The sequence below is a fragment of the Paenibacillus camerounensis genome (genome assembly GCF_000723885.1).
GTDB classification, from domain to species: Bacteria; Bacillota; Bacilli; order Paenibacillales; family Paenibacillaceae; genus Paenibacillus_AQ; species Paenibacillus_AQ camerounensis.
This window is the reverse complement of the sequence record NZ_CCDG010000054.1, coordinates 23074-35951: the sequence shown is the minus strand read 5'-3', so window position 1 is coordinate 35951 and position 12878 is coordinate 23074. Positions and strand designations below refer to the sequence as shown.

9 protein-coding genes are annotated in these 12878 nt (G+C 47.8%); 8 read left to right on the top strand and 1 reads right to left on the bottom strand.

Features of this window, described 5'->3' with window-relative positions; translation table 11 throughout:
- Positions 1 to 165 precede the first annotated feature (165 nt).
- The 4 genes from BN3772_RS20045 to BN3772_RS20030 all read left to right on the top strand — a co-directional run bounded on the left by BN3772_RS20045 (position 166) and on the right by BN3772_RS20030 (position 5271).
- Positions 166 to 2376, top strand: a complete 2211-nt coding sequence (locus BN3772_RS20045) for an MMPL family transporter (protein ID WP_042201720.1) — start codon at positions 166 to 168, stop codon at positions 2374 to 2376.
- 71 nt (positions 2377 to 2447) lie between these two features.
- Complete coding sequence (locus tag BN3772_RS20040; protein WP_042201718.1) at positions 2448 to 3347, top strand: diacylglycerol/lipid kinase family protein; 900 nt, start codon at positions 2448 to 2450, stop codon at positions 3345 to 3347.
- 80 nt (positions 3348 to 3427) lie between these two features.
- Complete coding sequence (locus BN3772_RS20035; RefSeq protein ID WP_042201716.1) at positions 3428 to 4621, top strand: sensor histidine kinase; 1194 nt, start codon at positions 3428 to 3430, stop codon at positions 4619 to 4621.
- Positions 4618 to 5271 carry a response regulator gene (locus BN3772_RS20030; protein WP_042201714.1) on the top strand — a complete coding sequence of 218 codons (654 nt, stop codon included), beginning with the start codon at positions 4618 to 4620 and terminating at the stop codon, positions 5269 to 5271. Before BN3772_RS20035 ends, BN3772_RS20030 begins: the two co-directional genes overlap by 4 nt.
- Before the next feature lie 88 nt (positions 5272 to 5359).
- On the opposite strand, the gene BN3772_RS20025 is transcribed toward BN3772_RS20030, so the two are convergent.
- Positions 5360 to 5674 carry a hypothetical protein gene (locus BN3772_RS20025; protein ID WP_157643628.1) on the bottom strand — a complete coding sequence of 105 codons (315 nt, stop codon included), beginning with the start codon at positions 5672 to 5674 and terminating at the stop codon, positions 5360 to 5362.
- Between the two features lie 297 nt (positions 5675 to 5971).
- Here BN3772_RS20025 and BN3772_RS20020 point away from each other — a divergent pair, with 297 nt between their 5' ends.
- The 4 genes from BN3772_RS20020 (at position 5972) to BN3772_RS20005 (ending at position 12849) form a co-directional block, all read left to right on the top strand.
- Positions 5972 to 6799, top strand: a complete 828-nt coding sequence (locus BN3772_RS20020) for a polysaccharide deacetylase family protein (RefSeq protein ID WP_042201711.1) — start codon at positions 5972 to 5974, stop codon at positions 6797 to 6799.
- A 294-nt stretch (positions 6800 to 7093) separates the two neighbouring features.
- Positions 7094 to 9481: a beta-galactosidase GalA gene (galA, locus tag BN3772_RS20015; protein ID WP_042201709.1), complete on the top strand. Its 2388-nt coding sequence runs from the start codon at positions 7094 to 7096 to the stop codon at positions 9479 to 9481.
- A 30-nt stretch (positions 9482 to 9511) separates the two neighbouring features.
- A complete protein-coding gene (locus tag BN3772_RS20010) occupies positions 9512 to 11245 on the top strand; it encodes a sensor histidine kinase (protein WP_042201708.1) in 1734 nt (577 codons plus the stop codon).
- Entirely contained in the window at positions 11245 to 12849 is a 1605-nt protein-coding gene (locus BN3772_RS20005; RefSeq protein ID WP_042201706.1) for a response regulator, read from the top strand. Before BN3772_RS20010 ends, BN3772_RS20005 begins: the two co-directional genes overlap by 1 nt.
- Positions 12850 to 12878 lie beyond the last annotated feature (29 nt).

The following is a 12878-nucleotide window of genomic DNA, read 5'->3' as shown; positions in this document are numbered from 1 at the left end:
GTCGTGACAGATTGTAAATCTGCATGACCTTTTTATTTTGTGTGAAACACGGCCTGCCCAAAAGGGCAAATCTCCGCTGCCCGTTCGGACGATGTGCTCTCTTCTTTCAGACTGTACGATAAGGACATGACCTTAGTCGTAGAGAGTATTGGAGGAGAGAAAAGAATGGCAAAGATGTTATTCAGATTAGGAAGCTGGGCAGGCTCCAACAGTAAAAAAGTGATCGTGGCGTTTATTTTGCTTATGGCTGTATTGGGCGGACTGATCTTTAGTATGGGAACAGCGTTCAAAGAGGATGTATCCATTCCGGGTACAGAATCAGAAAAAGCGATGAAAATTTTAGCGGAAAAATTCACAGGCGGGGAACAGGACGGGCAGGTTAAAATCGTATTTAAGGCTCCAGATAACGAAGCCTTAGACTCAGAAGATAATAAAACAGTTATTAGCGAATTGCTTACGAAGATTCAAGAAGATGATGCGGTAACCTCGGTTGCGTCTCCATACGAGCTGGCGAACATCAATCCGGATAAACAAATCGGGTATGCAGTTGTAACTTATAATTCTCCTGCAGACAATGTTACTCAGGAATCAAAGGATAAAGTAGAAGACAGTTTAGCGATAACACGGGATAAAGGCATAGAGACCGGACTTAGCGGGACTGTAAAATTTGAACAGACGGAAGCGGGCGGAGGCCCGGGCGAGATTATGGGCGTCATATTAGCCTATGTTATTTTAGCCATTACCTTTGCTTCCTTGCTTGTAGCAGGAATGCCGATACTTATGGCATTGATTGGTGTGGGTATCGGAGTATTGTTAATCCTGCTGGGAACTAACTTGTTCGATATCTCCTCGATCTCGCTTACTCTGGCAGGAATGCTCGGAATTGCCGTCGGAATTGATTACTCCCTGTTTATCTTCTCCCGTTTCAAACAGCAATTAAAGAAGGGATTTTCCGTTCAGGAATCGATTGCTATCGCCAACGGGACTGCCGGTAATGCGGTAATCTTTGCCGGATTAACGGTAATCATTGCGCTGTTGGGACTCATGGTTGTGGACATTCCCTTTATGACCACCATGGGAATCGCGACCGCTGTAGTCGTGTTGATGTCAATCATTGTAGCTGTAGTGGTTGTACCCGCCGTCCTGGGAATCATGGGACATCGCATCAGACCCGAGAAAAGCAACCGGTTGATCGCCATGCTGACGCGGGCCAATAAGAAAAAAGAATCCGATACCAATGCCTGGAGCAGATTTGTTACGAAAAATCCATTGATCGTGGCTGTAGTCGGTATAGCTTTATTAGCAGTAATGGCTACTCCGTTCTTTCATTTAAATCTTGGTCTTCCTGATGATGGAAATAAACAATATGAAACCTCGGAGAGACAAGGGTTCGATATGTTATCGGATGCTTATGGGGCAGGGTTCCATTCGACATTAGTTGTAATTGCTGAACCTGTTAATCAGGAGGCGGCTTCTGCGGATAACCTGAAAGTACTGTCGGAAACCATAAACGGACTCAATCATGTGCAAAGCGCCAGCCCTGCAATGCCGAACCAGACGAATGAGCTATTTCTAATGAGTGTCACACCGGAGGATGGGCCGAATGCACCGGAAACCAAAGATCTGGTAAATGAGATCAGAGCTCTTTCTGACAGCGGGAATATGGAACTTCTGGTGACAGGAGCTACAGCCGTTAATATTGATATCTCTGACCAGATCATGAGTGCCATGCCAACCTTTGCTATTCTAATCGTGGCGTTTGCCTTTGTCCTAATGATGGTTGTCTTTAGATCCATTCTCGTGCCATTAAAGGCTGTGCTCGGATTCGTACTTTCGATTGGCGCAACCTTAGGGTTTACCGTATTCATCGTCCAGGACGGCAACTTCCTTGATGTGTTCGGGTTCCCTGGCTCAAGCGCCATATTATTTTTGTTGCCAGTCTTATGTATCGGTATTCTGTTTGGTCTATCCATGGATTACGAGGTATTCCTTGTCAGCAGAATGCGTGAAGAATTTGCGCACACCAGCGATGCCAAAAAAGCGATACATGCAGGACTCAAGGAAAATGGGGCTGTCGTAACGGCGGCAGGACTGATTATGATATCGGTATTTTCAGGGTTTATCTTCTCGCATGATCCGACCATTAAGCAAATGGGTCTGGCGTTAGCTGTGGGTGTTCTGTTTGATGCCTTTGTAGTCCGGTTGGCTATTGTGCCTGCTGTGATGACATTAATGGGGAAATCCGCCTGGTACTTCCCTAAATGGCTGGATAGAATACTGCCGAACTTTGATATTGAAGGGGAGACCATCATGAAAGAGTATTCCAAGCAGGGCGGGGAGAGCGACTCACTTGGTGCATACCGTAAGATAATGTGATACATGTTATGCATATGGAAAAGTCCTGCAATGCAGGGCTTTTCTATTGCCCAAAAAGGAGCATCGACGATATGAGACTAAAAATGATTATAAACCCGGTATCTGGTCATGTTAAAGCGCGGAGTGTCGTTGCAGAAGTAACGAGCCGTTTGACAAGAAAACATGCTTTGCGCCAGGCGGATATTTTCTATACCTCTCTGACAAGTAGGCCGATGGAGAAAGCGTTTTTCGATCATTGCGATGTCATTATAGTAGCCGGCGGTGACGGAACACTTCACTATGCCGTTAATTCTATTAAGCGCCTTGGGATCGACAAGCCTGTTGCCTATCTCCCTACGGAAACGGTAAATGATTTCGGACATTGTTTGAGCTTGCCGTGCACTGCGGAGGCTTTTTGTGAGATGTTAGACGGAATGCATACCCGGAAGGTTGATCTCGGATTAGCCGGAGATGAGTATTTTCATTACGTTCTGGCAGGCGGGGCAATTAATACGATCAGTTACTCTACCAATCAGTATTTGAAAAATATGTTCGGGGAAAAAGCGTACTATTTATCTGCTGTTCCTAAGCTTGCCAGGATCTTTCAAGGCACGCATATCAAGATCGAGAGTGAAGAGCTGCGCAAAGAGCAGGAGGCATTACTTTACCTGGTTACTAATTCGTCTGTAATAGGAGGACTCGAAGGCATTGTTCCGGATGCCAAAATGGACGATGGTCATCTTCATGTGCTCGTTATCAAGAAAAGCTCATTATTAAACACTCTACAGCTCTTATTAGATATTAAAAACGGTACACACATTGATCGCTCAGATGTTCTCTATTTTAAAACCAAAAGGTTATGTATCACTCCATTCGATGCGGATGCGGCCCGGATTGGAATGGATGGTGAGCTACGCAAAAGTGCAATAGCGAATATCGAGGTTGTTCCGCAGGGGCTTACGATAGTCGTTCCATCCCAACAGATTGCTTAAGCACTTAGAGAAAAGACTACGTTATAATGAAGTAAGGCTGAAAAAGCCAACTATTGAGGAACTTTGCAGGGGGAGCAGGCTTGAACGAAAAAAACAAAATACAAAGCATCAGTGAGCTGTTTGCTTCAAGGATCCCAACCTTAATCTGGGTATCGATTGTCTATGCCGGGACTATCATATTGCAATTTCTTAAGGAGCCTTTGATTTTAGAAAGCGCAGTATTTACTGCTTTATTTACCCTTCATGTATTGTTGCATTGGAACTCCTACAGAATTACGCAAAAAACGTTCTGGATCTACTTTTCGATACAAGCGGCATTAGTCTATCTTTGTGCTATTTTAATGCGGGACGGTTACCAGGCTGTATTAATTGGGCTGCTGCCTATACTCATTGCACAGAGTCTTGGATATTCATTCCGGGTGAAGAGAGCAGTCTTTATAGCGCTTATAAGCATTATTGTCTTTTTTGATTCAGCTCTGACTGTGGGGGATCGGGATGAACTGATTGTATTTCTTCCTATATTTGTCCTAATGCTCATCGTTGTTCTTGCCTATGCCATATTATTTTTTAAGCAAGTACAGGAGCGGCTTAAAGTTCAAAGCTTTCTGGAGGATTTGAGAGCAGCACATGACAAGGTAGAGGAGTTAACCCTTGCGAATGAGCGCCAGCGTATGGCGCGGGATCTGCATGATACCCTTGCTCAGGGTGTTGCCGGGCTTATTATGAGTCTTGAGGCTGCAGATGCGCACATGTCACAGAACCATATGGAGCGCGCACATGAAATTATCAGGCAGTCCATGCAGCAGGCACGCCGTACACTGGCCGAGGCCCGCAGAGCAATAGACAATTTACGTTTAAAGTCAGCTCCGGAGATAGACTTCAAAGAGGCGGTAGCAGATGAAATTGAACATTTTCACGGCGCTACGGGTATCATGGTTACCAAGGATTATCGGTTTAACAAAAAACTATCCAGGCTGCAGATGGAGCACAGTCTGCACATTATTAAAGAGTGTCTTACCAATATTGCCCGTCATGCCAAGGCTGATAAAGTATACTTATCGGTCTCCTCACAGGACAACAATTTAATTGTTGAAATTAAAGACAACGGTATTGGCTTTAGAACAGATGATATTGGCAAGGATGCGGGGCATTATGGATTATTGGGATTAAAAGAACGGGTAAGGCTGATCAGCGGAGAGGTTTACATGAACAGCACGTCTGAAGGTACCTCAATTAAATTTAAAGTGCCCTTAACTAAAGGAGAGCATATATGACGGTGTATAAAATTGTAATTGTTGATGACCACTTAGTTGTACGGGAAGGCCTGAAGCTGATTCTAGAGACCAACGAACAATTTCAGGTTATCGGCGAGGCTGAAAATGGTTCACAGGCGTTGCCAATGATTAAGGAACTGCAGCCTGATGTGATTCTAATGGACTTAAATATGCCGGTTATGGGCGGTCTGGAAACGATGCAGGAATTAAAAAGACAAGGATCTTCAATTCCCGTAATTATTCTCACCACCTATAACGAAGATGAGCTAATGATAAGCGGATTGGCAATAGGAGCAAAGGGTTATTTGTTAAAGGATACAAGCCGCGATAATCTGTTCAGAAATCTTGAATCGGCAGTCCGGGGGGAAACCTTGCTGTCAGCGGATATAATGGACCGTGTTATTGCAGCAAAGTCTAAGGAGAATACGGCTGCCCCTGCCTCCAAAGCAGTTTCTCCCTTGTCAGAAAAGGAAACATCTATTCTGCAGGCTGTTGCCCGGGGGTACAAAAGCAAAGTCATTGCCTCCGATATGGGCATTTCAGAGAGGACAGTAAAAGCACATTTAACGGCTATTTACAACAAGCTTGGGGTGGAGTCACGTTCCCAGGCTGTAGCTGTTGCATTGGAGCAGGGGCTTATGGAAATTTGATGTTACGCTAAAGAATATGAGAGAGTTCACCATCAACATGTGAACTCTTTCGATCCAGCGATTATTTGTGATGAAGCCTTACCCTAACTCAGGCACTTTCGAATAGATCCGCACCGTAAGCCCGGCTGTATAGCCTTCCAGCACTGACTCCGGTAAAAAGAACAGCAATCTGTCTGTGCGAGCCTTCCTCCTCGCGGCCCTCCGAGCCTGTAATCTGGGCACAGATGGTTAAAATCTCTTTTTTACCAAGCAAAAACTGCTGTATCGACACCAAGGCACTGGCATTCTGATTCTCGGTAAAGGAATGTCCTGCCTCCTGGATCAACTGCAGGTGACATTGCTCCGGTGCATAGGATTCCTGGGCTTTAACAGCGTAAGTGTAAGGTACAACCTGATCATCCATTCCGTGCATCAGTCCGCAATCGATAACCTCAGGTACATTATTGATATCATAGGAGGCGCCGCCCAGAGTCCCCTCGCGGGCATGATCCGGTATGCAGAGCGCAGGATTTAGTATACGCTTTCATTATAACTGAATTGTTATCTGATTTCTCTGCTTTGTAAAACTCAGAGCTGAGTTTATAATTATGATTGATCATTTAGAGATTATTAACAAGATTGCGCTTAGAGAAAAGGATAAGGTTGGAATCGCACTTTGGTAAGCGTATGTTTTTATCTAATATTATAAAAGGAGACCCCAATGAAACGAATAACCAAGCTATGGCCCGGCGGCAAACCGAAAGCCTTTACATTAAGCTATGACGATGGTGTGGAGCAGGATAGAAGACTGATACAAATCCTTAATAAGTATAAATTAAAAGCAACGTTTAATTTGAATTCCGGGATTCAGCATGAAGGCAGCTTCTGGGTGGATAAAGGGATTACCATCAGACGGATGAATCCGGAGGGACTGGAGGCTGTGTATGAAGGCCACGAAATTGCCGTCCACAGCCTGACTCATCCTGTACTTCCTGATCTGCCGCATGAGCTCGCGCGGGCTGAGATATTAGAAGACAAGCGGAATCTGGAGCAGAAATTCGGTTATCTGGTAACGGGGATGGCTTATCCCTATGGCGCATACAATGCTGCGACTGTCGGGCTGCTGAAGGAATGCGGGCTGGAATATGCCAGAACAGTTAATCAGCACTTGAAGTTTAATCTGCCGGAGAATCCGTATGAATGGCATCCGACCTGTCATCATAATGATCCAGAGCTGATGAATCTGACGGAGGCTTTTCTTGCTGACGGGTCCCCGTCCTTATCTTTGTTCTATGTATGGGGACACAGCTATGAGTTTGATGTGCAGAATAACTGGGAGCGGATCGAGGAATTCAGCCAAAGGATCAGCAGCCGTGATGAAGTCTGGTATGCAACAAACATCGAAATCATCCATTACATGGAGGCTTACAGCCAGCTGAGATTGTCAGTTGACTGCAACCTGGTGTATAACCCGAGCGCCTTAGCCGTGTGGATTATGGCTGATGATACAGTGGTTGAGGTTCCGCCCGGGAGTACGCTGCAAATTTAGTTATGGAAGATTAATATGAAACGGGAGCCTGCAGGGGCTCCTGTTTATTTTTATTAGTATAAAAAGAATTCTAAGTATTAATTAGTTCGGGTGATACAGAACAAGTTTCCAGACCGGGCACTACGTTTGGGCGAAATACATAAAGGGGGAACATAAATCCAGCGGGTAAATGTAAAATATATATTTCTTATATGCATGTTCATTTTGTGCTATTCAATAATAGGATTGTCCTAACCGGAGTTCGCGTTTCTCCTCTACAATGAGAGTATTATTTTACCGGGAGGTATTTACAGAATGATTAATGGCACAGGAAGAAGCAAAGTACAGTTTGACGGGGAATGGAGCTTTTACAAAGGGGATATCCGGATTCCCTATGCAGTTAAGGCCGGAATGACAGGGGGTATTACGGATGCGAGTACCCGCAAGGATGGGGAATGGCTGGATATCGCATTTAACGATAAAGGAATGGGTGAGCAGCAGCTGGACTGGTCTTCTGTCAGCATCCCGCATGACTGGTGTGTGGAGCAGCAGTACGTCCAGGATGAGCATCTGGGAGCCAGAGACGGGAGCCACGGGTATTTGCCGGGCGGAATCGGGTTTTACCGCAAGGGGTTTGACCTGCCGGCAGAGGCTGCGGGCAGCAAATGGCTGATTCGTTTCGACGGCGTATCCGGCACCAGCACGGTCTGGGTGAATGGCCATCTGATCGGCAGTCACCATGGGGGATACATCGGATTCAGCTATGACCTGTCGGACGTGCTCCGTTACGGGGATGAGGGCAGCAATGTTATTGTTGTCAAAGTGGATGCGACGGAATGTGAGGGCTGGTGGTACGAGGGCTGCGGCATCTACCGGCATGTCTGGCTGGAGAATATGGATCTGCTGCATGTGGCGGAATACGGGACGTACATAACTACACCTGAGGTGGGCAAAGAACAGGCGACGGTTAATATCAACACCCGTATCCGCAATAACTATACCGATGGGCTGCAGGTATCGCTGCAGACCGTAATTTATGACGGCTCCGGGCAACAGGTCTGTGCCGGATCGGCAGATACCTATGCCGAGTGGTACGCCGAGACGGAGCTTGCACAGAGCTTCGTGGTGGAGCAGCCTAATCTCTGGGGACCTGATTCGCCGTATTTATACAGAGCAGAATCGGTAATCATTCATGAAGGGCAAGAGCTGGACCGGTATGAGACGGTGTTCGGCATCCGCAGCATCCGGTTTGATCCGGAGGAGGGCTTCTTCCTTAACGGTGAGCCGCTGGTCATCAAAGGGACATGCAATCATCAGGATTTTGCCGGAGTGGGCGTAGCCTTGCCAGATAGCCTGATAGAATATAAGCTTAAGCTTCTGCAGGAGATGGGCTCCAATGCTTACCGCAGTGCACATCATCCGCCAACCCCGGAGCTGCTGGATATCTGCGACCGGATCGGAATGCTGGTGATGGATGAGAACCGCAAGCTGGACAGCAGCCGAAACGGGATTAGCCAGCTGGAAAGGCTGCTCTACCGTGACCGTAACCATCCAAGCGTAATTATCTGGAGCATGGAGAATGAAGAGGTGCTGGAAGGCACCGTCACAGGCGCCCGGATACTCAAAACACTGGCGGACACAACCCGCCGCATTGATCCGACACGCCCGACCTGTGCGGCAATGAACCACGGCTGGAACGAGAACGGCTACAATGATGCGGTTGAAATTACCGGCTATAATTATGGACACCGCGATCATCTCGATATCCGTGACCATGAGCAATACCCGAATCGCCTGATGATTGGCAGTGAATGTGCCAGCTTCACAGCAACCAGAGGCATCTATGAAGATGATCCGGTTAGAGGCTACTGCTCTGAATATGGTACGAACATTCCTTCATGGGGCTGCACACCGCAGCAGGCCTGGAGAGATTTGGTGAATAACCGCTTTTTGACCGGTGTCTTCATGTGGACCGGATTTGATTACCGTGGCGAACCGACTCCATACCTGTGGCCGTGTATTAACTCACATTTCGGTCTGATGGATACTTGCGGATTCCCGAAAGACAGTTATTATTATATGCAGGCTGCGTGGACGGAGAAGCCGATGGTTCATCTGCTGCCGCACTGGAATTGGCCGGGCTCGGAGGGTAAGCCTGTCGAAGTCCGTGTGTTCTCCAATACCGACACTGTAGAGCTGTATCTGAACGGCAGAAGCCTGGGGGAACAGCAGGTGGACAGAAACGGATATTTGACCTGGAACGTGATCTATGAGCCGGGACAGCTGGAAGCTGTCGGGAAACACGGCGGACAGGAAGCAGCAAGGAAGTCTGTCGTTACCGCTGGCCAGCCTTATCAGATTCAATTCATCCCTGACCGGCATGAAGCACGGGCGGACGGATCGGATACGATTCCGGTCCGCGTTGCTGTACTGGACAAGGATGGCAATATTGTGCCTACAGCCGATAACGAAATCCGTTTTGAGGTTACCGGAGCAGGCTCCTTGCTGGGCGTAGGTAACGGTAACCCGAGCAGCCATGAGCCGGACAAGTCGTCCCTGCGCCGTGCCTTTAACGGATGGTGCCTGGCGCTGGTTCAGGCCTCCGGCGATGCAGGCTCTGTGACGCTGCGTGCTGAATCCTTAGGCCTTGCCCCTGCAGAACTGATGCTGCAGACCGTAACTGGAGATCATATAGAAGGTTAAAGAATTTCACATAGAGGATGGCCCCTAACAATGCGCAGGTTAACGAAATACATGCCTTTCACCTACAAAATGATGATTCCCTATTTGCTTCTGGTTCTAATGACGGATGTATTCATTGGTTATATCTCTTACTCCATGCTGACCGATTCGCGGACAGAGATGGCAGAGACCAATGTCAGAACCGGGATGGAGCAGGCCAGAAACAATATAAGGTATCAGATGGATGAGATACAGAGGATGTCCGATAACCTGTTCGCGAGCCAGCCCTTTCAGCGCGCCATTGAACTGAAGGGGACTCCGTTCGAGAATTACCTGACGCTGATCGATGATATTCTGCCCCAGCTGACTGCACCGCTGCAGCTGTTCGGGAATCAGATCCGCTTCATGCTCTATACGCCAGACAATATTTACAATGTAGTCCCCGGAGATAACCTCGATGAGCCGATAGTGGACAGTGATTACTATATCCTCCCCTTGGAGGATATCACCGGCGAGGAATGGTTTCAGTCTCTCCAGGACTCCAAGCGGGATAATATATGGCTGCAGATTGATACGGATCAGAAGCTTAACAATATCTCGCATGTCCGCAGGCTGATCAGCTTCAGTGATAACAAAACGATGGTTGGCTTTATACGGATTACTGTTCCGCTGGAGGATTTATTCGGCGGCTTCGAGACCTTTCCTGTAGAAGAGGGAATTACGCTGCGCTTGATGGACAGGGCTGCCGGTACAGCTATATTTCAACGCGGAACGGCTGATTACGATGCCGGACGCGAGAAATTCCTGAGTCTGCATGAGCCGATTCCGGGCAGTGATCTGGTTATTGAAACCCTCGTTCCGCAAAAGTATCTGACACAGGATGCCGGCAGGCTGCGGATGGTGATTCTGGCTGCCTGTACGCTCAGCTTTGTAGTCATGACCCTGATCGGATTTGTAGTAGCGCGTATCTCAGGCCGCAAGATGAGCCGGATCGTTGGACTGGTGCGTGCCTTCCAGGAGGGGAATTTTCAGAAACGGATCCGCTTCTCGGGGAACGATGAATTTGTCCAGATTGCTGATTCCTTTAATGATATGGCGGCTAACATCCAGGAGCTTATAGACAGGGTTTACGTGCAGGAGGTTTCCAAAAAACAAGCCGAGCTCGAAGCTCTGCAGGCACAGATTAATCCGCATTTTCTGTATAACACGCTTTCTACTATAGGCAGTCTTGCTAATCTTGGTGAGATTGGAAAGGTTACGCAGATGGTTGAAGGCTTATCACATTTCTACCGGCTGACGCTGAACCAGGGCAATGTGTACATTGAATTAAAGAAGGAAATGGAGCAGGTGGAGACCTACCTTGACATCCAGCGGGTCAAATATGCGGATTCATTCAACCTGTACGTTGATGTTGACGAAGAGATTATGCATATGCAGGTCATTAAGCTGCTGCTGCAGCCATTTGTAGAGAATGTATTCAAGCATGCCTGGTTTGGAAAAACGATCTCCATCCGTCTGACCGGCCGGCGAGTTGGCGATAATATTGAGCTGAAGGTTATCGACAACGGTGTTGGCATGCGGCCTGAAGATGTCAGGAAAATGATGGACGGGCACAGCCAGACAGGCGGTTACGGGGTCAAAAATGTGAATGAGCGCATTAAGCTCAGATACGGGGACGAATATGGCGTGACCATTGCAAGCATATACGGGGCGGGAACCACCGTTCAGCTCCTGCTTCCGGCAGGTCATACAGACCGTGCAGAGCTTGAGGAGCAGTCCCGTTGATGAAAAGTGTGGTGAATCAGAAGCATCAGGAGGAATTCAAAGTGAGGAGCATCAGTGTACTGCTGGTTGACGATGAAGCCGTTGATCTGGAATGGCTGCGGCGCAGAGTCTTGTCCAGCGGATTTGATATTGAAGTAGCAGGTACAGCAAATAACGGCTTTGATGCCCTTGAAATGCTGGAACAGGAGCGTGTAGACATCATTCTGTCGGATATCCGGATGCCGATTATGACGGGGACGCAATTCGCCAGAAGAGCCAAAGCAATCCATCCTAAAGTAAAAATCGTATTCATCAGCGGCCATGAGGATTTCAGCTATGCCAAGGAAGCCATTCAGATCAGTGCCTCGGGATATTTGCTCAAGCCTGTCAAGGATAAGGACTTGTATGAAATGCTTGGGAACCTGTGCCAATCCATTGAACTGGAGCGGGAGCAGAACCGGTCCTTAAACGAAGCCTTGTCGCTTATTAATAAAGAGCTCATCCTGCGCTGGTTCGATGAAGATTCACCGGAGCCTGCTGAGCCGCAGCTGCATACTGCCCTGATTCCGCTGTTAGTAAGCGGCGCAACGGCAGCCGTTATAGAAATCGATGATTTGGAATGGAAAATGCAGGATGTCTCCGAAGACAATGCGCGTATGATGATTCGTCAGACACAGCAGCTGATTAGAGCCGTGCTTGAGGAGAACAAGAGCGGAACGATGATTATCGGGTCCGGTCACAGATTCATTATTCTGTGCAGCCTTCCCCAGGAGGCATTTCTGCAATTAATGGAGGTGCTGATCCGGAGAACGGCAGAGTCCTCTATCTGTACAATAACAGTTGGCGCCGGCCGGCACGCCCGGAATGAAGCAGAGCTGCATGCATCCTATAAGCAGGCACAGGCTGCGCTTAGCGCCAAATGGCTGCTGGGCAAAAACCGGCTGATCCGCGATACAATGGAGCCTGTGCCAAGCGGGACGCCTGGTGCCGATATGGACCAGACTTTGGACCTTCTGCTTGAGGCTATCATCCAGTATGATCTGGTGGCCATTGATGATCATCTGCTCAAGCTCATGATGAACGCAGGCAAAAAGGATGTCTATGATCTGATTATCCGGATCACCTCGAAGCTCCATGCGGATCTGCAGCAGCAGAACGAGAATCTGTACGAGCTGCTGCAGTGGGAATCCCATCAGCCGGAGATTCTGTTCCAGTTCGAGACAATCCATGATATTCTGTCCTGGATGAGACGGAGATTCTTTGAATTGTCAGAACTGCTGTATGTCAAACGCCAGCGCCAGAAGCGCAAGCTGATTGATGAGATCATTAAGTATGTGGAAGATAATCTTGAGCAGAAAATCACCCTGAAGGAAGCGGCAGTCCAGTTTAACTTTACACCGAATTATTTAGGATATCTGTTCAAAGAAGACTATGGAATTCCGTTCATAGACTACGTAAAGGAACGAAAAATGAGCCGGGTGTTCGAACTGCTCAAGGATCCTACCCTTATGATCTATGAGATTGCCGAGCGGATGGGCTATAAAAACCTGATTTATTTTAACAGGCAATTCAAACAGACAACCGGTATGACGCCGGGAGAGTACCGCAAGAAGCATAAAGTATAGCCAATAAAACGTTGTTCCGGACCGGTTAT